The sequence below is a fragment of the Streptomyces sp. NPDC007084 genome (genome assembly GCF_040703595.1).
In the GTDB taxonomy this organism is placed as follows: Bacteria; Actinomycetota; Actinomycetes; order Streptomycetales; family Streptomycetaceae; genus Streptomyces.
The window spans coordinates 21,043-42,069 of record NZ_JBEYFY010000012.1; the positions used below are offsets into that span (position 1 = coordinate 21,043).

Annotated in this window: 16 protein-coding genes; 4 read left to right on the forward strand and 12 right to left on the reverse strand. The window is 72.8% G+C overall.

What is annotated here, in order from left to right; all coding sequences use genetic code 11:
- Positions 1-3: 3 nt before the first annotated feature.
- Positions 4-984, reverse strand: a complete 981-nt coding sequence (gene galE / locus AB0912_RS13240) for a UDP-glucose 4-epimerase GalE (protein WP_366698877.1) — start codon at positions 982-984, stop codon at positions 4-6.
- On the reverse strand, positions 981-2,069 hold the full coding sequence (galT, locus tag AB0912_RS13245; protein WP_366698879.1) for a galactose-1-phosphate uridylyltransferase: 1,089 nt from the start codon (positions 2,067-2,069) through the stop codon (positions 981-983). The genes galE and galT overlap by 4 nt, the downstream gene beginning before the upstream one ends.
- Before the next feature lie 179 nt (positions 2,070-2,248).
- Here galT and AB0912_RS13250 point away from each other — a divergent pair, with 179 nt between their 5' ends.
- The 4 genes from AB0912_RS13250 to AB0912_RS13265 all read left to right on the forward strand — a co-directional run bounded on the left by AB0912_RS13250 (position 2,249) and on the right by AB0912_RS13265 (position 6,776).
- Positions 2,249-3,949 (forward strand): sodium:solute symporter family protein, encoded by a 1,701-nt coding sequence (locus tag AB0912_RS13250; protein ID WP_366698881.1) that lies wholly within the window; start codon positions 2,249-2,251, stop codon positions 3,947-3,949.
- Between the two features lie 40 nt (positions 3,950-3,989).
- Positions 3,990-4,310, forward strand: coding sequence for a hypothetical protein (locus tag AB0912_RS13255; RefSeq protein ID WP_366698883.1), 321 nt, complete (start codon positions 3,990-3,992; stop codon positions 4,308-4,310).
- 189 nt (positions 4,311-4,499) lie between these two features.
- Complete coding sequence (locus AB0912_RS13260; protein ID WP_366698885.1) at positions 4,500-5,774, forward strand: M48 family metalloprotease; 1,275 nt, start codon at positions 4,500-4,502, stop codon at positions 5,772-5,774.
- A 99-nt stretch (positions 5,775-5,873) separates the two neighbouring features.
- Entirely contained in the window at positions 5,874-6,776 is a 903-nt protein-coding gene (locus AB0912_RS13265; RefSeq protein WP_366698887.1) for an NAD(P)-dependent oxidoreductase, read from the forward strand.
- A 51-nt stretch (positions 6,777-6,827) separates the two neighbouring features.
- On the opposite strand, the gene AB0912_RS13270 is transcribed toward AB0912_RS13265, so the two are convergent.
- The 10 genes from AB0912_RS13270 to rsmI form a co-directional block, all read right to left on the reverse strand.
- Positions 6,828-7,538 (reverse strand): response regulator transcription factor, encoded by a 711-nt coding sequence (locus AB0912_RS13270; protein ID WP_366698889.1) that lies wholly within the window; start codon positions 7,536-7,538, stop codon positions 6,828-6,830.
- Between the two features lie 268 nt (positions 7,539-7,806).
- Positions 7,807-10,050, reverse strand: a complete 2,244-nt coding sequence (locus AB0912_RS13275; RefSeq protein WP_366698891.1) for a PQQ-binding-like beta-propeller repeat protein — start codon at positions 10,048-10,050, stop codon at positions 7,807-7,809.
- 79 nt (positions 10,051-10,129) lie between these two features.
- Positions 10,130-12,025: a PQQ-binding-like beta-propeller repeat protein gene (locus tag AB0912_RS13280; RefSeq protein WP_366698893.1), complete on the reverse strand. Its 1,896-nt coding sequence runs from the start codon at positions 12,023-12,025 to the stop codon at positions 10,130-10,132.
- 429 nt (positions 12,026-12,454) lie between these two features.
- Complete coding sequence (locus AB0912_RS13285) at positions 12,455-14,260, reverse strand: ABC-F family ATP-binding cassette domain-containing protein (RefSeq protein WP_366698895.1); 1,806 nt, start codon at positions 14,258-14,260, stop codon at positions 12,455-12,457.
- 159 nt (positions 14,261-14,419) lie between these two features.
- Positions 14,420-15,322, reverse strand: a complete 903-nt coding sequence (locus AB0912_RS13290) for a 4-(cytidine 5'-diphospho)-2-C-methyl-D-erythritol kinase (RefSeq protein ID WP_366698897.1) — start codon at positions 15,320-15,322, stop codon at positions 14,420-14,422.
- Positions 15,319-16,311 (reverse strand): 16S rRNA (adenine(1518)-N(6)/adenine(1519)-N(6))-dimethyltransferase RsmA, encoded by a 993-nt coding sequence (rsmA, locus tag AB0912_RS13295; RefSeq protein ID WP_366698899.1) that lies wholly within the window; start codon positions 16,309-16,311, stop codon positions 15,319-15,321. The genes AB0912_RS13290 and rsmA overlap by 4 nt, the downstream gene beginning before the upstream one ends.
- A 155-nt stretch (positions 16,312-16,466) precedes the next feature.
- Positions 16,467-17,756: a ubiquitin-like domain-containing protein gene (locus tag AB0912_RS13300; protein WP_366699085.1), complete on the reverse strand. Its 1,290-nt coding sequence runs from the start codon at positions 17,754-17,756 to the stop codon at positions 16,467-16,469.
- Positions 17,757-18,412: 656 nt separating this feature from the next.
- On the reverse strand, positions 18,413-19,312 hold the full coding sequence (locus AB0912_RS13305) for a TatD family hydrolase (RefSeq protein ID WP_366698901.1): 900 nt from the start codon (positions 19,310-19,312) through the stop codon (positions 18,413-18,415).
- Positions 19,313-19,364: 52 nt separating this feature from the next.
- Positions 19,365-19,868 carry a hypothetical protein gene (locus tag AB0912_RS13310; protein ID WP_366698903.1) on the reverse strand — a complete coding sequence of 168 codons (504 nt, stop codon included), beginning with the start codon at positions 19,866-19,868 and terminating at the stop codon, positions 19,365-19,367.
- A gap of 299 nt (positions 19,869-20,167) precedes the next feature.
- On the reverse strand, positions 20,168-21,025 hold the full coding sequence (gene rsmI, locus AB0912_RS13315; protein WP_366698906.1) for a 16S rRNA (cytidine(1402)-2'-O)-methyltransferase: 858 nt from the start codon (positions 21,023-21,025) through the stop codon (positions 20,168-20,170).
- Positions 21,026-21,027: the final 2 nt, after the last annotated feature.

Genomic DNA, 21,027 nt, shown 5'->3' on the forward strand with positions numbered 1-21,027 from the left:
CTGCTATCCCTGGCCCTTCGCTGCGTTCTGTGCGAACGCCCACGCGTCCGCGACGATGCCCGCGAGGTCCGCGCGGGACGGGTTCCAGCCGAGCCGCTCCCGGGCGGCGTCGGCCGAGGCGACGAGGACGGCGGGGTCGCCGCCCCGGCGCGGTGCCACGACCTCGGGGATCGGGTGTCCGGTGACCTGGCGCACGGTCTCGATGACCTCGCGCACGGAGAAGCCGTTGCCGTTGCCGAGGTTGCAGATGAGGTGTTCGCCGGGGGTGGCGGCGGCGACCGCGAGGAGGTGGGCCTCGGCGAGGTCGGCGACGTGGATGTAGTCGCGGACGCAGGTGCCGTCCGGGGTCGGGTAGTCGTCGCCGTAGATGGAGATGGCGTCGCGGCGGCCCTGGGCGACCTGGAGGACGAGCGGGATGAGGTGCGACTCGGGGTCGTGCCGCTCGCCGCTGTCGCCGTAGGCGCCGGCCACGTTGAAGTAGCGCAGGGAGACGGCGCCCAGGCCGTGGGCGGCGGCCTCGCCGGTGATCATGTGGTCGACGGCGAGCTTGGAGGCGCCGTACGGGTTGGTGGGGCGGGTCGGCGCGGACTCCACGATGGGGGTGGTCTCCGGTTCGCCGTAGGTGGCGGCGGTGGAGGAGAAGACGAGCCTGCGCACGCCGGCGTCGCGCATCGCGGCGAGCAGGGCCATGGTGCCGCCGACGTTGTTGTCCCAGTACTTCTCGGGCTTCACGACGGACTCGCCGACCTGGGAGAACGCGGCGAAGTGCAGGACGGCGTCGTAGCCGGAGTCCAGCCATTTGGCGGCGTCGCGGATGTCGCCCTCGATGAAGGCGGCGCCGGCGGGGACGCCCTCGCGAAAGCCCGTGGAGAGGTTGTCGAGGACGGTGACCTCGTGGCCCGCCTCGACCAGGTGGCGGGCGACCACGCTGCCCACATAGCCGGCTCCGCCGGTGACCAGGTACTTCCCGCTCTTGCCAGTCATGAACTCGCTACCTCTCGCAGTCGCTGGGCCGCGGTCTCCGGCGGCACGTCGTTGATGAACACACTCATGCCGGACTCGGAACCCGCGAGGAACTTCAGCTTGCCGGAAGTGCGGCGAATGGTGAAAAGCTCGAGGTGGAGCGCGAAGTCGTCCCGGTTGACGCCCTCGAAGCCGTCGAGCGGGCCGAACGGGGCCTGGTGCCAGGCCGCGATGTACGGCGTCGGGGTGCCGCTCGCCCCGTCGTGGGCGCCGTCCGGTCCGTCGAAGATCCGGTCGAAGCGCCTCAAGAGTTCCAGATAGACCTGGGGGAACTCTGTGCGTGCTTCCTCGTCCAGTCCGAGCAGGTCGGGGACGCGGCGGCGGGGGTAGAGGTGGACCTCGTAGGGCCAGTGCGCGGCGTACGGCACGAAGGCGGCCCAGTGATCACTCGTCAGGACGACACGTGAGCCGTCCGCCAGTTCGTCCGCGACCACCTTGTCGAACAGGTTCTCGCCGCCGGTGGCCTTCTTGTGGGACGCGAGGGACCGCAGCATCAGGGCGGTACGGGGGGTGGTGAAGGGGTAGCCGTAGATCTGCCCGTGGGGGTGACCGAGGGTCACGCCGATCTCGGCCCCGCGGTTCTCGAAGCAGAAGACCTGTTCCACGGAGGGCAGATGCGACAGTTCGGCCGTGCGGTCGGTCCAGGCCTCCAGCACGAGCGCCGCCTGCCGCTCCGTCAGGTCGGCGAAGGACGCGTCGTGGTCGGAGGTGAAGCAGACGACCTCGCAGCGGCCGGCGTCTCCGGCCAGCGAGGGGAAACGGTTCTCGAAGACCACGACGTCGTACGAGGAGTCGGGGATCTCGCTGAGGCGGTCGCCGGCGGAGGGGCACAGCGGGCACTCGTCGGCCGGCGGGTGGTAGGTGCGGCCCTGGCGGTGCGAGGCGATGGCGACCGCGTCGCCGAGAAGCGGGTCGCGGCGCACCTCGGAGGTGGTGACGGTCGGGTCGAGCGGGCGCCGGTCAACCGCGTCGCGGACCTGGTCGTCGCGGGCGTCGTAGTAGATGAGTTCACGACCGTCGGCGAGCCGGGTCGAGGTCTTCTTCACTGTCGGACTCCCCATCCACACCCGATCAAACCTTCAAACATAACCGAACATAACAAACCACAAGGCACCAGCGCCGTCAACATCACAATCAAACAAAGGACACCATCGAAAGTGTTCATTTCCTGGAAGCGGCGGCGTAGGTTCCGGTCCGATACGTTCACGCGACGAAGCGAGTTCTGATGCAGTCCCCCACCTCTCTCCCACCAGCGGGCAGCATGCTCGCCGCCGAGCTGCGACTCCCCACGAACGCACTCGACTACACGATCCTCGGCATCTACTTCGTGGTCGTCCTCGGCATCGGCTTCGCGGCCCGCCGGTCGGTCAAGACGAGCCTCGACTTCTTCCTCTCCGGACGCTCGCTGCCGGCCTGGATCACCGGCCTCGCGTTCATCTCGGCCAACCTCGGCGCCACCGAGATCCTCGGCATGGCCGCCAACAGCGCCCAGTACGGCGTCTACACCGTGCACTGGTACTGGATCGGCGCCATCCCGGCGATGGTCTTCCTGGGCCTGGTGATGATGCCGTTCTACTACGGCTCCAAGGTCCGCTCGGTGCCGGAGTTCCTGTTCCTGCGCTTCGACAAGTACGCGCACCTGCTGAGTTCGATCCTGTTCGCCTTCGCCGCGATCCTGATCGCCGGTGTCAACCTGTACTCGCTCGCGATCGTCGTCGAGGCGCTGCTCGGGTGGCCGCAGTGGGTGGCGATCGTGGTCGCCGGCTTCTTCGTCCTCGCGTACATCACGCTCGGCGGACTGTCCTCGGCGATCTACAACGAGGTCCTGCAGTTCTTCGTGATCCTCGCGGCGCTGATCCCGATCGCCGCGCTCGGCCTGAAGCGGGTCGGCGGCTGGGACGGTCTGACGGATTCGCTCGACAAGTCCCACGGCCACGACTTCACCACCGCCTGGGGCGGCACCGGTATCGGCAGCGTCAACCCGCTCGGCGCCAACTGGCTGACCATCGTGCTCGGTCTGGGCTTCGTGCTGTCCTTCGGCTACTGGACGACGAACTTCGCCGAGGTGCAGCGCGCGCTGTCCGCGAAGAACCTCTCCGCGGCCAAGCGCACCCCGCTCATCGCGGCCTACCCGAAGATCTTCATCGTCTTCCTGGTGATGATCCCGGGCCTGGTCGCGGCGGTCCTCGTCCCGAAGATCGGCACGGGCGGCTCGGACCTCCAGTACAACGACGCGATCCCGTACCTCATGCAGGAACTGCTGCCCAACGGTGTGCTCGGCATCGCGGTGACCGGTCTGCTGGCCGCGTTCATGGCGGGCATGGCGGCCAACGTGTCGTCCTTCAACACCGTGTTCACCACCGACATCTGGGCGCGGTACGTGGTCAAGGACCGCGACGACGCCTACTACGTGCGCTTCGGCCGCGGGATCACGGTGATCGGTGTCCTGGCGTCGATCGGCACGGCCTTCCTGGCCTCGTCGTTCTCGAACATCATGAGCTACCTCCAGACGCTGTTCTCCTTCTTCAACGTGCCGATGTTCGTGGTCTTCATCGTCGGCATGTTCTGGAAGCGGGCGTCGGTGAAGTCCGGCTTCTGGGGTCTGCTGGCCGGTACGACGGCGGCGATGGTGAACTACTTCGTCTTCTACAAGCAGGGCATCATCGGCTTCCCCTCCGACCAGGGCGCCAACTTCGTCTCCGCGATCGCCGGCTTCGTCGCCGGCGCCGTGGTGATGGTCGCGGTGTCGCTGTTCACCGCGCCGAAGCCGGCCGAGGAGCTGGAGGGCCTGGTCTACGGCACCCGCTCCCCCGGCATGGCCGAGCCGCCGGCCGCCGGCGACGACGCCTGGTACCGCAGGCCGGCGCTGCTGGGCTGGGGCGCCGTGATCCTGGCGGCCGCCTGCTACGTCCCGTTCTCGCTCTGACGAGTACCGACGGGTTCTGAAGAGGGAGAATCGAGAAACCATGTCCGACAACTCGGAACGCGACGTCCAGCGGCAGGTCACGGAACTCCAGGAGAAGTCCGCGACCGCCGCCCGGCTGTTCGACATCCGCCGCATCATCGGCGGCCTGTTCGTGCTCTACGGCGTCATCGTCACGATCGCCGGCATCACCGCCTCCGACGCCGACATCGACAAGGCGGCCGGCGTCAACATCAACCTGTGGACCGGCCTCGGCATGCTGATCCTGGGCCTGTTCTTCCTGGCCTGGCTGTGGCTGCGCCCCCTGCCGCCCCCTGCCCCGGACACCCCGTCCGACCCCACCACCACTCCGCCGACGGAGTAACCCCCGCACTCGGGGCCGGAGTTCCCCCGGGAACCCGGCCCCGAGGCATGTACCGGGCCGGGCGGGCCCGGGAGCCCGCGACTCCCCGGAACCGGACGCTTTACGCGACGGCAGCCGTGTGATCAGCTTCGCCATGTCACGTACAGGCGGACTCTGGGTAGAGGCCGTGGGGGCAGGGGAGAGTTCACGATGCACACCACTGCGGGGGAGTCGGTCCAGGCGTGCCCGGACTGCGGGGCCGAGATCCGCGTCCACGGCGACTTCACCGTGTGGTGCGCCGCCTGTGACTGGAACGTCGACCCGGCGCCGCCGGAGGAGAGACCGGGCCGGCTGGCCCGGGCCCAGCGCGCCCAGGCCCGGCGCCACGGCGAGCGGCTGCTCGCCGAACTGACCGCGGGCGGCACCCTGCGGGCCCGGCGCGACACCGCGTCCGTCCTCGCCTACGCGCTCGCCCTCGCCGTCCACGCGCTCACCCTGGCCGTGCTCGGCGCCGGGGTCTGGCTCCTCGTGCGCGGCTGGGGCGGCTTCGGGATGGTGGCGGGCGGGCTGCTTCTCGTTCTCGCCTGGGTGCTCAGGCCGCGGTTGCCGGGCCTGCCCGACGATGTGCCCGTGCTGCACCGCGCCGACGCGCCCGAGCTGTTCGCTCTCGTCGACGAGGTGGGCGCCGCCGTGGGCACCCGCGGGGTCGACGCGATCGCCGTCGACCGCTCGATCAACGCGAGCGTCCTGTCGTACGGGATCGGCGCCCGCCGCCTGCTCACCCTGGGGCTGCCGCTGTGGGAGATCCTCAGCCCGCGGGAGCGGATCGCCCTGCTCGGTCACGAGCTGGGCCACTACAGCAACGGCGACACCCGCCACGGACGGGTCATCGGGACCGCCTACCGCTCGCTGCTCACCTGGGAGTACTTCTTCCACCCCTCCCCGGAGCCCACCCTGCTCGCGCTGGTCATCAACGCGGTCTACGCCGTGCCGCGCTGGATCCTCCTCGGGCTCCTGCTCCTCCTCGACCGGCTGACCCTGCGCGCCGCCCAGCGCAGCGAGTACCTCGCCGACCGGCTGGCCGCCCGCGCCGGATCGACCGAGGCCACGGTGGAACTCCTCGACCGGCTGCTCGTCTCCGAATCGGCGGAGATCACGCTGATGCGCGAGGCCAACGGGTCCGCCCTGCGAGGACCGCGCACCCGGGGCGACGACGACCGGGCCGACGGGCTGTGGGACCGTCTGGCCGCCGACATGAACTCCGTCCCGGAGCACGAACACGAGCGGCAGCGCCGGGCCGGCATCCGGCGGGGACACAGCGTCGACTCCACCCACCCGCCGACGCTCCTGCGCCGGACGGCACTGCTGATCGGACCGCCGCTGCCGCCCGCCATCACCTGCGACACCGGACGCGAGCAGCGCATCGCCGCGGAACTCACCGGCGTACGCCGGACGGTGGCCCGGCGGATCCTGCGGGGTCGCTGAGCCGGCCTCACCGGAAGGCGGGGCGGCGCGCATCCGTCCCGCCCGGCGGGAAGACCGGCCCCGTGGCATGAAACCCGCTCAGCGGGAAGGCTCAACCCCATGAACGAAACACTCACCGTCGGCGTCCTCGGCACCGGGATCATGGGGGCCGCGATGGCCCGGAACCTCGCGCGGGCCGGGCACACCGTCCGGGTCTGGAACCGGACCGCCGCGAAAGCCGAGCCGCTGGCCGCCGAGGGCGCGTATGTCGCCGGCTCCCCCGAGGAGGCCGTGCGGGGCGCCGACGCCGTGCTGACCATGCTGTACGACGGGCCCGCCGTCCTCGACACGATGCGGCGGGCGGCGCCCGGGCTGCGCGAGGGGGTGGTCTGGGCGCAGTCCACGACCGCCGGGACCGAGGCCGTCGCGGACCTCGCCGGTTTCGCCCGTGACCACGGGCTGGTCTTCTTCGACGCGCCCGTGCTCGGGACGCGGGCCCCCGCCGAGGCCGGCGAGCTGACCGTGCTGGCCGCTGGCCCGGTGGCGGCGCGGGACGCCGTGACGCCGGTCTTCGACGCCGTCGGCTCGCGGACCGTGTGGACCGGCGAGGACGGGGCGGCGGGCAGCGCCACCCGGCTCAAGCTCGTCGCCAACAGCTGGGTCCTCGCCGCCACCGCCGCGGCCGGCGAGGCGCTCGCGCTGGCGAAGGGCCTCGGCGTGGACCCGCGGGACTTCCTCTCCCTGATCGCCGGCGGCCCGCTCGACATGGGCTATCTGCACGCCAAGGCCGGCCTCGTCCTGGAGGACCGGCTGACCCCGGCGGCGTTCGCCGTCAGCACCGCCGAGAAGGACGCCCGCCTGATCGTCGCAGCCGGGCAGGAGCACGGGGTCCGGCTCGACGTGGCCGAGGCCGCCGCCGAACGCCTCGCCCGGGCCGCGGCGCAGGGCCACGGCGACGAGGACATGGCCGCCGCGTACTTCGCCAGCTTCGAGGACGGGAAGCACCCGGCCGAATCCGCATAGGGAAGCCGGCCCGGTGGTCCGAGGCGGCCCCGGGTCACCGGGCCGGGGACCTCACGGGGTTTCGTCCACGGGGCCGCGCTGGGCCGGTGGCGCGGGGAGCGGGCCCGCCCGGTCCAGCAGGCCGGTGCGGGCCGCGAGGGCCGCCGCTTCGAGGCGGGAGCCGACGCCCAGTTTCATCAGGACCCGCTGCACATGGGTGCGGGCCGTCGAGGGGGCGATGCCCATGCCGGCCGCGATGAGCCGGGTGTCCTCCCCGTCCGCCACCCGCACCAGCACCTCCACCTCGCGGGGCGTGAGCATCTGGAGCAGCCGCTGGCCCTCGTCGTCGGGCTGGGCGGCGGGGTTGAGCAGTTCGCTGAAGGCGCCCTGGAGGAGCTGCGGCGCGACCGCCGCCTCGCCCGCGCGGGCCTTCATGATGGCCCGCTCGACCCCCTCGATGCGCTCGTCATGGCGTACGTAGCCGGAGGCGCCCGCGGCGAACGCGGCGGCGATCCCGCGCGGGCTGGGCACCGGGCCGAGCACCAGGACCGCCACCTGGGGACGCTCCCGTTTGATCCGCGCCACCGGGTCGAAGATCCCCGGCTCGGCCGGGGTCGCGGTGCCCACCAGGCACACCTCGGGCGCCCGGCTGATCACCAGCTCCGCCGCCCCCGCGGCGGGCGCCGCCGCGGCGAGCACCCGGTGCCCGCGCAGCTTCAGCGCCGAGGCCAGCGCCTCGGCCAGCAGTCGGTGGTCGTCGACCACCATGAGCCGCACTCCCATCAGGCAACCCCCCAGTCCCCCCAAGCATCCCCACTGGTTCCCCGTGGATGAGAAGCCCCCCGGCTCTCCATCCCCCGGAAGCTACACGCTTGTTCGACGTTGCGCTTCCCCTACCGGCGAGAAGTGCCCCGGAATATCGAATTCTCCCCGCGCGGGGATTGCCGCGGAACAACGCGTGCGGTCCCGCCCCTGAGCAGGGACGGGACCGCGGCGTGACATCAACCGAACGGACTCGACGTCAACCGGACGAAAGAGTCCGTTTCGTGGGCTACTTGGCTCCGAAGGCGATCGCCAGATACTCCTTGTCGTCCGTCGTGGACGGCTTGCGCGCGAACACCTGGGACATGTAGAGGTGCCCGTCGTGGTAGAGGATCTCGGCGTAGTCCGGGAGCATGCTGGTCTCCACGTCCCGCACCGCCTGGTCCGACGGATTCTCCAGCAGCGTGGTCGCCTTGAACGAGCTGCCGTCGATCGAGACGACCTGCCCGCCCTTGTCGTACGGCGGACGCTTGTACGCGAGCAGGTTGGTGCCGTCCATGCGCAGCGGGGTGATCGAGTAGCCGTCGCCCGCGTCGGCGCGCTGGCCGGTCTGCTTGCCGGTGCCGAGGTCGAAGGCGACGATCTCGTTGGTCCGGCTGTAGTCGCCGGAGCCGTCGTGCTCCTCCGTCGGGATGTACAGCCTGTCGTTGCCGACGGCGAGCGAGGAGCAGTACTCGATCCGGGTGATGCCGTCGCACTTGGCGGCGTACGTCTTGCCCGGCGCGGAGATCCTGGTGCGCAGCGTGCCGGTCTTGTTGTCGATGGAGAAGAAGTCCGAGATGCCGCTGCCGTCCCCGGCGGAGTCGCCGACGTCGGCGGCCACGACCAGCGGGTCGGTGGAGACGATGCTCGCGTACTCGATGCCGGGCGACATCTTGTACTCGGAGATCACCTTCCCGGTCTTCGGGTCGATGGTCTGGATGTGGAGCTGGCGCGTGCTGCCGTACTCGCCGCACTTGCGGACCGCGACCAGCTTCGGGCCGCCGGCGTAACCGGCGTCGTAGCAGCTGTCGGTGGTCTTCGGGGCCCACAGCGGCTTGGCGGTGGAGATGTCGAAGGCGCCGCCGCCACTGGTGCTGCCGGCCGCGACCGTGTTGCCGCTGACCGTCACGTTGTCGAGGTTGATCGGCCGGTCACCGGACTTGATCGTCCGCGTCCAGAGCTTCTTGCCGGCGTCGAGGTCGATGGCGGCGAGCTGGCTGCAGCCGTGCGAGGGCTGTGCCTTGGTCGGCATCTCGGGCTCGTAGATGATCGCCGTGCGGTCGGACTCGGTGGTGTGCCGGCTGGCCTGGCAGACCGGGCCGGGGAGCTTGATGGTCCAGGTCTTGGCGCCGGAGTCGGGGTCGTAGCCGTTGATCTCGGCGACCCCGCTCTTGGCGTACACCTTGTCGGTGAGCCAGGAGCCGACCGTCGTCACGCTCGAGTCGCTCTTGGGCAGCGCCGGCGCGGGGATCTGGAACAGCGGGTGGGAGCTGGTGCTGGCCGGCGCCTTCTCCTGGCCGCCGGACGAGGTGCCGCCGGTGCCCTTGGCGTCGCCGCCGCCCTTGCCGCCGGTGTCGCCGCCCGAGGCGGCCGAGGTCTTCTTGTCGTCGTCCTTGCCGGAGGAGTTCGCGTACCAGACACCCCCGCCGATGATCAGCGCGAGGGCCACCACGGCCGCCGCGATGATGACCACCATCGCGGTGTTGGACTTCCCTGCGCCCCCGCCCTGGGGAGCGGGCTGCTGCATCGGCACGGTCTGCGGATAGCCGTAGGGGGTGCCGGGCTGGCCGGGGGCGCCGTACGCGGGCTGGCCCGGTGCGCCGTAGGGAGGCTGGCCGGGCGCGCCGTACGGGGCCTGCGGCTGGCCCGGGTAGCCGTAGCCGGGCTGGGCCGGGGGCGGGGTCTGCGGGTAGCCGTAGGGCTGCTGGGGCGGGGCGGCGGGCGGCGCGGTCTGCGGGTAGCCGTAGCCGGGGCCCTGCGCGGGCGGCGGAGGCGGCGTGGGCGCGCCGAAACCACCGGGGGGCGGGTCCTGCGGGGCGCCGAAACCGCCGGCCGGCGGGCTCTGCGGAGCCCCGAAACCGCCGGGTGGCGGGCTCTGCGGGGCGCCGAAGCCGCCGGGCGCCGGGGTCTGCGGAGCCCCGAAACCGCCGGGTGGCGGGCTCTGCGGGGCGCCGAAGCCGCCGGGCGCCGGGGTCTGGGGTGCGGAGGAGCCGCCGGGCGCCGGGGATCCGTCGGAGGCCGGGGCCTGGGGTGCCGAGGAGCCGTCGGAGGCCGGGGCCTGCGGGGTCCCGGAGTCCTCCGCGCGGTCCCGGTCCCCCTCCTTCCGGAGCCCCAGCGGCGCGGGCCGGCCCGGCTGCTCCGGCGCGGACGGGCTCGGCGGAGCCTGGTCGGCCGGGGGCTGGTCGGCCGGGGGCTCGTTCGACGGAGGCTGGTTCGACGGGGGCTGGTTCGACGGGGGCTGGTTCGGGGGTGGCGGGGGCGGCTGGCTCATGGCGTGGGTACCTCGGGGGACGAAGGGGCGGCGGGCCGGCGCGCGCGGGGGGCGCGCGGGAACGGGAGGCGGGCTGCGGTCACTTGCCGAAGGCCAGCATCAGCTTCTCCTTCGCCTCGTCGTTGCCCGTCAGCCGGGTGGTGGAGATGTAGAAGCGCCCGTCCACGTAGTCGACGGCCTTCGAGTAGAAGCCGCTCTCGATCTTCGCCGTGCCCTGCGGGTTCTGGAGCAGCGTGGTCGGCTTGTGGCTGCCGCTCGTCGGCACGGACACCACGCGTCCGCCGCCGTTGTACGACGCCTCGACGTAGGCGATGAGCCTGCCGCCCTCGGTCCGCATCGGCATCATCGTGGCGTCCACCGGGGACTTGACCCGCCACTTCTCCTTGCCGGTCGCGAGGTCGAACGCGACGACCTCGTTGGCGCCGGTCTTCTGGTCGGTGGGGAGGTAGAGCGTGTCGGCGTCGGCGGCGGTGCCGAAGCAGCCGGTCAGATCGCGGCTGAGGATCGCGAAGCCGCACTCGGGCGCGAAGCCGTCGTCGCTCTTGAGCTGCGAGCGCAGGCCGCCGCCCGCCGTCAGCGCCGTGACGTTGACGGTCTTCTTGGCGTCGTTGGTCAGGTAGAGGACGACCGGGTCGACGGAGTAGGCGCGCTGGACCTTCCACCCCTTGGGGATCTTCGTGGTCCACTTCGCATGGCCGGTGGCCGGGTCCAGCTCCTGCACCTCGTCGTGCTCGGTGTCGCTGCCGGCCCCGCAGGAGGCGACGGAGATCAGCTTGGGGCCGCCCGCGAACCCGGAGGGGAAGCAGCTCGGGCCGTACTTCTCCTTGTCCCACAGCTTCTTGCCGCTGGAGACGTCGTATCCGGTGCCGGACATCGAGCGGCCGACGGTCAGGGTGTGGCCGGTGATGGACAGGTCGACGGAGAGCGCGCTGTCGAAGAGACCGCCGTCGGCGACCTTGCCGCTCCAGCCCTTGGCGCCGGTGTCCAGGTCGATCTGCTGGAGCTGGTTGCACTTGGCGCTGCTGCTCGGACCGCTCATGTACGCGATGACGACCTTGTCGTCGGACGTCTTCTGCGGGGTGGCCGCGCAGATCTTCTGCGGGAACGTCAGCGCGTCCCAGGCCGGCTTGCCGTCGCCGGTGTGGTAGGCGAGGACCTGCTTGTAGGCGGCCTTGACCGCGGTCTTGCCGGTGATCCACTGGCCGGGGGCGTCCGCGCCGGAAGCGGGCGCGTCCGGCGCCGACTTGTACCAGAGCACCTTCGACTCGCCGGGCCCGCGCCCGGCGTTCAGGTCCTCGTCGTCCGAGCCTCCGTCGCCGCTGCCGTCGCCGGGGTTGACCGGGTCGTCCGAGGCGGACGCCGTCGGGCTCACGCTCGGGCTCTGCCGCGCGACGGGCTTCTTCTCGTCGTCCCCGCCGCTGTTGACGGCCCACACGGTGCCGCCGACGACGAGCAGCGCGGCCACGGCGGCGGCGATCACGAGCGCGGGCCTGCCCTTGAACGGGTTCTTCGAACCGCCGGGCGGCGGAGTGCCGGGTCCGCCCGGGTAGGTGGGCTGCTGCGGATAGCCGTAGCCGGGCTGCTGCTGCGGATAGCCGTAGGGGCCGGGCTGCTGGTAGGGGCCGGGCTGGCCGTACGGGCCCGGCGGCTGCGGCTGCCCGTACGGGCCCGGCTGCTGCGGCTGCTGCCCGTACGGGCCGGGCTGCGCGTAGGGGCCGGGCTGCTGCGGGTAGCCGTAACCGGGCGCCGGCGGAGGCGGGGTGCCGTGCGGCGGCGGGGGCGTGCCCGGCTGCGGGGGCGCGCTGGGGGGCGTGCCCGGCGGGCCGCTCGGCGGCGGGTTGTGCGGCGGGTTCTGCGGGGCACCGAAACCGCCCTGTGCGCGCGGGTCCTGTGGTGTGCCCGAACCGCCCGTCGGCGGCTGGTCCTGCGGTGCTCCGAACCCGCCCTGCGGCGGCTGACTCGGCGGCTGACTCATCAGCGCTTCCCCCTCTTCACTGATGTGGCGCCCATCGGCGGCGCTGGATTTCCGCCACACCCGGTGGTTCTCAGACTGTTCCCAGACGGCTCTTTCTATCACTGAGGGGGGCGCGGGCAGGGGGCCGGTGCGCGCCCTGTACCCAAGGGAGAACCGGGCTGTGATGTCGCTGTTACGCGTCTTCACGGGGCCTTCACGCCATACGCGCGCGGGGAGTTCACCCTCGGGCGAGGGGCGCACCGCCCGGCCGGGGGCGGGGCGTGTTCCCGGTCACAGGGGCGCCCGCCGGGAGGCGCACGCCCTCTCGACGGGCCGTGCGCGCCCGACGGTCACGCCGGACGGACGCCTCCGTGGCTCACCCGTGACCACGGACGCCTCCGTGCCTCACCCGTGACCCACCAGCGGCTCACCCCCGGGGATCGCCCCGGCTCACGCGTCCTCGGCCAGCTCCAGCCAGCGCATTTCGAGTTCTTCCCGCTCGCCGGCCAACTCGCGCAGCTCGGTGTCGAGTTGGGCGACCTTCCCAAAGTCCGTGGCGTTGTCGGCGATCCGCGCGTGCAGCTTGGTCTCCTTCTCGGAGATCTTGTCGAGCTGCCGCTCGATCTTCTGGAGTTCCTTCTTGGCGGCCCGGGCGTCGGCGGACGAGGCGGACTTCGTGGGGGCGGGGGCGGCGGCGAGGACGGCCGCCGCGGCGGCCTCCTCCATCGTCCGGCGGCGCTCCAGGTACTCGTCGATCCCGCGCGGCAGCATGCGCAGGGTGCCGTCGCCGAGCAGCGCGAACACGTTGTCGGTGGTGCGCTCGATGAAGAAACGGTCGTGGGAGATCACGATCATGGAGCCGGGCCAGCCATCGAGGAGGTCCTCCAGCTGGGTCAGGGTCTCGATGTCGAGGTCGTTCGTGGGCTCGTCGAGGAAGAGGACGTTCGGCTCGTCCATCAGCAGGCGCAGGAGCTGGAGCCGCCGGCGCTCACCGCCGCTGAGGTCGCCGACGGGCGTCCACTGCTTCTCCTTGTTGAAGCCGAACGTCTCGCAGAGCTGGCCGGCGGTCATCTCGCGGCCCTTGCCGAGGTCGACGCGGTCGCGGACCGACTGGACGGCCTGGAGGACCCGCCAGGTGGGGTCGAGTTCGGCGACCTCCTGGGAGAGGTAGGCGAGCTTGACGGTCTTGCCGGTGACGATCCGGCCCGCGGCGGGCTGCTTCTCGCCGTCGCTGCGGGCGGCGTCGGCCAGGGCGCGCAGCAGGGAGGTCTTGCCCGCGCCGTTCACCCCGACCAGGCCGACCCGGTCGCCGGGGCCGAGCTGCCAGGTCAGGTGCTTGAGCAGCACCTTGGGGCCGGCCTGGACGGTGACGTCCTCCAGCTCGAAGACCGTCTTGCCGAGCCGGGTGCCCGCGAAACGCATCAGCTCGCTCTTGTCGCGGGGCGGCGGCACGTCGGCGATCAGCTCGTTGGCGGCCTCGACGCGGAAGCGCGGCTTGGAGGTGCGGGCGGGGGCGCCGCGGCGCAGCCAGGCCAGCTCCTTGCGGACCAGGTTCTGCCGCTTGACCTCCTCGGTCGCGGCGATCCGCTCCCGCTCGGCCCGGGCGAACACGTAGTCCGAGTAGCCGCCCTCGTACTCGTAGACCGCGCCCTTCTGCACGTCCCACATGCGGGTGCAGACCTGGTCGAGGAACCAGCGGTCGTGGGTCACGCAGACGAGCGCGGAGCGGCGCTCGCGCAGGTGCCGGGCGAGCCAGGCGATGCCCTCGACGTCCAGGTGGTTGGTGGGCTCGTCGAGGACGATCAGGTCCTGCTCCTCGATGAGCAGCTTGGCGAGCGCGATCCGGCGCCGCTCGCCGCCGGAGAGCGGCCCGATCACGGTGTCCAGGCCCTGCGGGAAACCGGGCAGGTCGAGACCGCCGAAGAGGCCGGTCAGCACGTCCCTGATCTTGGCGTTTCCGGCCCACTCGTGGTCGGCCATGTCGCGGATGACCTCGTGGCGGACGGTGGCCGTGGGGTCGAGGGAGTCGTGCTGGGTGAGGACGCCGGTGTGCAGGCCGCCGGAGTGCGTGACGCGTCCGCTGTCGGCCTCCTCCAGCTTGGCCAGCAGGCGGATCAGGGTGGTCTTGCCGTCGCCGTTCCGGCCGACCACGCCGATCCGGTCACCCTCGCTGACGCCGAGGGAGACCCCGTCGAGCAGTGCACGGGTGCCGTACACCTTGCTGACGGACTCGACATTGACCAGGTTGACGGCCATTTCTCTCCTGACAAGGGGGACGATCGACCCTCAAGGGTAGTCCGAGCCCGGGCCGCCCCCGGCCGCCCGGGTCGGCGCGGCCACCTGGGCCGCCCAAGGACATCGGCCCGCGGTGACCGGACCCGGTCCTGCCCGTCAGGCCGGGCCCGGTCCTGCCCGTCAGGCCAGGACGGTCGCGCCCGGTGCCGGGGAGCGGGTGACGCGGACCGTGCGGCAGGTGCCGGACGCGCTCAGCGCCTCGGCGACGGTCCGCGCGGCCACCGCGTCCGGGGCGAGGAAGGCCGTGGTCGGGCCCGAGCCGGAGACGAGCGCGGCGAGCGCGCCCGCCGAGCGGCCCGCCACGAGGGTGTCGGCGAGGGCCGGGAAGAGGGAGAGCGCGGCGGGCTGGAGGTCGTTGGAGACGGTACGGGCGAGCGCCCCCGCGTCCCCCTTCGCCAGCGCGTCCAGCAGGTCCTGCGAGGCGACCGGCTCCGGGACGGGGACGCCCTCGTGCAGCCGGTCGAACTCCCGGAACACCGCCGGGGTCGACAGCCCGCGCTCGGCCATCGCGAACACCCAGTGGAAGGTGCCGCCGACCTCCAGGGGGCGCAGGTACTCGCCCCGGCCGGTGCCGAGCGCCGCCCCGCCGACCAGGCTGAACGGCACGTCGCTACCCAACTCGGCGCAGATGTCGAGGAGTTCCTCGCGGGAGGTGTTCGTGCCCCACAGGGTGTCGCAGGCGAGCAGCGCGCCCGCCCCGTCCGCGCTGCCGCCCGCCATGCCGCCGGCGACGGGGATGTCCTTGGCGATGTGCAGGTGCACGGCGGGCTCGACGCCGTGCCGGCGGGCGAGTTCGATGGCGGCGCGGGCCGCGAGGTTCGTACGGTCCAGGGGCACCTGGCCGGCGTCCGGGCCCGCGCAGGTGACGCGCAGCTCGTCGGCCGGGGTGGCGGTGACCTCGTCGTGGAGGCCGACCGCGAGGAACACGTTGGCCAGGTCGTGGAAGCCGTCGGGGCGGGCGGCGCCGACCGCGAGCTGGACGTTGACCTTGGCAGGGACGCGTACGGTCACCGACTCCGTCACGACTGGCTCGACTCCTCGCGCTGGGCGTTCCCGCCGCTCTGACTGTTCTCGCCGTGCTGGGGGCTGTCGCCGTGCCGGCTGTTCTCGTCGCGGTAGCGGCGGGCGCTGGTGCCCTCCCCGGTGCCGGTGGCACCGCGGTGCTCCGCGATCCGGGCGAACTCCTCGACGGTCAGGGACTCCCCGCGGGCCTGCGGGGAGACACCGGCGGCGACGAGCGCGGCCTCGGCTGCGGGGGCGGAGCCGGCCCATCCGGCGAGGGCGGCGCGCAGGGTCTTGCGGCGCTGCGCGAAGGCCGCGTCCACCGCCGCGAACACCTCGCCCTTCGGTGCGGTCGTGGACACCGGCTCGGTACGCCGGGTGAGCGAGACGAGCCCGCTGTCGACGTTGGGGGCGGGCCAGAAGACGTTGCGCCCGATGGACCCGGCGCGCTTGACCTCCGCGTACCAGTTGGCCTTCACCGAGGGCACGCCGTACACCTTCGAGCCGGGCGCGGCGGCGAGCCGGTCGGCGACCTCCGCCTGGACCATCACGAGGGTGCGCTCGATGGTCGGGAAGGTGTCGAGCATGTGCAGCAGGACGGGCACGGCGACGTTGTACGGGAGGTTCGCGACCAGCGCGGTCGGGGGCGGGCCGGGGAGTTCGCGGACCTGCATGGCGTCGGAGTGCACCAGCGTGAACCGGTCGGCCCGCTCCGGCATGCGCGCGGCGACCGTCGCGGGCAGGGCACTCGCGAGGGTGTCGTCGATCTCGACGGCGACGACCCGGTCGGCCGTCTCCAGCAGGCCGAGCGTCAGCGAGCCGAGGCCGGGTCCCACCTCCACGACCACGTCGTCGGGCCGCACCTCGGCGGTCCGCACGATGCGGCGCACCGTGTTCGCGTCGATCACAAAGTTCTGGCCACGCTGCTTGGTGGGCCGCACGCCGAGGGCTGCCGCGAGTTCGCGGACGTCGGCGGGGCCCAGAAGGGCGTCGGGGGTGGGGCTGGTCACGCCCCAAGGGTACGGGTGCGAACGGGCCCGCCCGCCGCACGCCCCTCACCTGCCCCGGGGCGCGTCCACCCCGTCAGGGGTCCGCCCCGGCGCGCCTCTCCCGGCCGGAGCGCCCCCGGGCCGCCCGGAGCCGCCGGGCGGCAGCGCGCCGGGGTTCAGCCCTGGAGGCGGGCGCCGCAGTGGGGCCAGGGGCTCGAACCCCGGCGTACGTACAGCTTCTTGGCGCGCAGGGTCTGTTCCGCGGCCGACGCGTCCTGCGGGCGGCCGGTGCCGCCGAGGGACTGCCAGGTGCGCGTGTCGAACTGGTAGAGGCCCCCGTACGTCCCGGACGGGTCCACCGCGCCGGGCCGGCCGCCGGACTCGCACGCGGCGAGGCCGGACCAGTTCAGGTGGTCGGCGCCGCCGACGGACACCGGGTGCGGCTTCGTACCGACCCTGACCACCTGCGCCCGCGGCTCGCGCACGACCTCGGCGCGGATACGGCGCGGTCTCTCCCGTACGCCGTTGACGGTCCGCAGGGCGTACGTGACGCGCCGCGCCCCGAACCGGCCCGGGCGCTCCACGACCTCGGTGCCCTTGAACAGCGACGCGTCCTCGGTGCGCCGGACCGCGAAGGGGATCGGCTCCTCGCGGACCTCCCGGGTCCCGGTGATCCGCAGGACGGTGACCGTCTGCCCGTCGCGCGGGAAGCTCCCGGCCGGGACCGAGGTGGTGTCCTGGCCGTGCAGGGCGATGCCGGCCGCCTCGACGGCCTCCCCGACGCTCGCCGCGTTCGTCCGGATGGTCCGGGCCCGGCCGTCGGCCAGGACGGTGACGGTCCGCTCGGTCCGCACGTCGAGTTCCAGACCCGCGCGCCCGATCGGCTGGGAGCGCGAGGCCGACAGATACGCGCCCTCGGCACGCACCCCGAGCTGTCTGAGCGCCCCCTCGACGGTGTGCGCGGTCGTCCACACCCGGCGCTGGGTGCCGTCGATGGTCAGGCTCACCGGCCGCCCGTAGTGCACCGCGACCTCGTCACCGCTGGAGAGCGGAGTACCGGGGGCCGGGGCGACCACGTCGTGCGGGCCGACCTTCACGCCCTCGTCGGCGAGCAGCTCCGTCACGTCGTCCGCGAAGGTGTGCAGCGTGCGCGGCCTGCCGTCGACGCTCAGCTCGATCGCCTTGTCGTTGGCGACGAACGCGGTGGTGCCGCCCGCCAGGAAGGCGACGACCAGCGCCTGCGGGAGCAGCCGGCGCAGCGCCTCGGGCCGCTCGGGGACGCGTCTGCGCCGGGCCGCGCGGCGCGCGTCGGCCCGCCCGCCGGCCGGCCGGACCCCGTCACCCGCACCGAGGCGGGCGGCGTCCGGGTCGGGCACGGTGACGACGACGGTGTCCGCACGGGCGATCGCGTCGGCGAGGACGACGGTGTCCGCCTGGGCGAGGCCGAGGTCGCCGTTCCCGAACACGACCGTCTCCGCCTGGGCGGCGGCGGCCGTGTCGCCGTACTGACGCGGAAGGCGCGGCTCGGGGGGAGTGGTGGGGGCGGTGGGCACGGCGGGAGCGGTGGCCGCGTCCGGCAGGGCGTGCCGGGGGGCGCGCCTCTCGTACGCGGGGCGCCCCTCGTACGCCGGACGGTAGGTGTCGGCGTACCCGTGCCCGTACTCGGACCCGTACTCGCTCCCAGGCCCTGCTCCGGGTCCGGGTGCGGATGCGGATGCGTACTGGTGCCCGTACGGCTCCCAGCGCGCGTACTCCACCGCGCCGGCCTCCGCACCGGCGGACACACCACCGGGGACGGCGGCGGGGCCGGGGGCGACGACGACCGTGGTGGCGTCGGCGCCACCGGCGGGTCCGTACGTCGGTCCGTACGTCTCGGTCGGTCCGTACGTCTCCGTCGGTCCGTACGTCTCGGTCGGTCCGTACGTCTCCGTCGGTCCGTACGTCTCGTACTGCTCGTACCGCGAGCTGCTCACGACGACACGCTCCAGGGGGTCCGGATCGGGCGACCAGAACCTAGCGGAGCGGCCGTCACTCTCCCAAGCAACGTGACTACGCTGTGTCGCGACACTCCCCCGTCCGGGACACGCCCCTGACCAGGGAGAACCCCCGGGACCGTTATCGCTCAGTAATCGAATGCGCGCGCGGTGTTGGCGGAGAGCGAGGTCGCGAGGGTGTCCTCGTCGATGCCCCGCACCGCGGCCATGGCCCGCACCGTGACCGGAACGAGATACGGCGCGTTGGGCCGTCCGCGGTACGGCGCGGGCGTCAGGAAGGGCGCGTCCGTCTCGACCAGGACGAGGTCGAGCGGGGCCACCGCGAGCGCGTCGCGCAGCGGCTGGGCGTTCTTGAAGGTCATGTTGCCGGCGAAGGACATGAAGTAGCCGGCGCGGGCGCAGACCTCGGCCATGGCGGCGTCGCCGGAGTAGCAGTGGAAGACGGTCCGTTCGGGGGCGCCCTCCTCCTTGAGGACGCGCAGCACGTCGGCGTGGGCGTCCCGGTCGTGGATGACCAGGGTCTTGCCGTGCCGCTTGGCGATCTCGATGTGGGCGCGGAAGGAGCGCTCCTGGGCCGCCTTGCCCTCGGGGCCGGTGCGGAAGTAGTCGAGTCCGGTCTCGCCGACGCCCTTGACCTGCGGAAGCGCGGCCAGGCGGTCGATCTCCGCGAGCGCCTCGTCCAGCGCGGCCTCCCCGCCGGGCTGCCGGTCGCCCCGCCGTGACCAGTTGTCCGGGTCGCCGTGCACGATGCGGGGCGCCTCGTTGGGGTGCAGGGCGACGGTGGCGTGGACGGCGTCGTACGCGGCGGCGGTCTCGGCGGCCCAGCGGGAGCCGTTCAGGTCGCAGCCGACCTGGACGACGGTCGTGACGCCCACCGACGCGGCCTTGGCGAGGCCCTCCTCGACCGTGCCGGACTGCATGTCGAGATGGGTGTGCGAGTCGGCGACGGGGACACGCAGGGGCTCGGGGAGCGGGGGCGCGGCGTTCTTGTCGGTGGCGCCGGGGGTGCCGGAGGCGGAGGAAGGCATGCCCCGATCCTACGAAGGGGCATGCCGTCACTCACGCGGGTGAGGCCCGCTCTCAGCTCGCCTTGCGGTGCTGGAACGGGTGCAGGAGGTCCGACAGCTGCCAGTGGTGGGGTTCCTTGGGCGTCGCCTCGGAGGAGCCGCCCGGGGCCGGGACCGCCCCCTCGGCCTCGTCGGCACCGGCCTTGGACCCCTCGGCGCCCTCCCCGGACCGCCGCGTCACCGGCCGGGGCTTGCTCACGGAGTGCAGGGAGTCGAGGACGGAGGACACCTGGCCGGCGCGCATGATGCGCACCACGTGGCTGTCGCAGTACAGGCAGGAAGGACGGCTGAGCGGCGACGGCACGACCTGGCCGTCCGCCACGTAGGTCACGAACTCGGCGCCCTCCGCGTCGCGGTGGTGTTCGATCGCGTAGGACTGCTCCCAGCCGTGCCCGCAGCGCATGCAGGCGAAGGAATACGATTCGTGGGCGACGGCCGCCGCGGTGTCGCGCCGACCGGTCCGTTCGGTGACCTGACCTGCGGCGATACCGCCGGCCTGTCCTGTGGTCTCACTCATTTCCGACTGCTCCTCTTGTCCGCTGGACAAGCACCTCCGGCATCACCATCGGCGGGTTCCCCGTGGATTCCGCCGGGACGGGTTCCACCGGGACGGGTTCCACCCGGGCGGATTCCACCGAGGCGAACCGCGCCGATGCTCCGGAGGCGAGGGACGGGTGCGTCCCTTCATCCAGTGGACGCTTCCGCCGCCGCGAACGCATCCGTCCTGTCGAGTGTTGGAGCCGTCTTGGCCGTTCCTTGTCGCGGCGGCCCGCCGGGCGGCCTGGGCTTTGCCTTCGGCGGTGGTCCTTTGCCCTTCTATGGGGCGGTTCGGGCGGCGTTCTTTGCCGCGACGACGGCATCAAAGACGTCGCGTTTGGGAATTCGGGCCTCGGCGGCGACCGCGGCGATGGCCTCCTTGCGCCGCTCCCCCGCCTCCTCGCGCACCCGCACCCTGCGCACCAGCTCGGCCGCGTCCAGTTCCCCGGCGCCCTTGTCGGGGGCTCCCTCGACGACCACGGTGATCTCGCCGCGCACCCCCTCGGCCGCCCAGGCGGCCAGCTCGCCGAGCGGGCCGCGCTTGACCTCCTCGTACGTCTTGGTCAGCTCGCGGCAGACGGCGGCGCGGCGTCCGCTGCCGAGGACCTCGGCCATCGCGGCGAGGGTGTCGTCCAGGCGGTGCGGGGCCTCGAAGTAGACGAGCGTGCGGCGCTCCTCGGCGACCTCCCGGAGCCGGGAGAGGCGTTCGCCGGACTTGCGGGGCAGGAAGCCCTCGAAGCAGAACCGGTCGACGGGCAGCCCGGACAGGGCGAGCGCGGTGAGCACCGCGGAGGGGCCCGGTACGGCGGTGACCTTGATGTCCTTCTCGACGGCGGCGGCGACCAGCCGGTAGCCGGGGTCCGACACGGAGGGCATCCCGGCGTCGGTCACCAGCAGCACCCGGGCCCCGCCGGCCAGCGCCTCGACCAGCTCCGGGGTGCGGGCGGCCTCGTTGCCCTCGAAGTAGGAGACGACGCGGCCGGACGTCTGGACGCCGAGGGCCTGGGTGAGCCGGCGCAGCCTGCGGGTGTCCTCGGCGGCGACGACATCGGCCCCGGCCAGTTCCGCGGCGAGCCGTGGCGGCGCGTCCGAGATGTCGCCGATGGGGGTGCCTGCCAACACAAGGATTCCTGTCACGG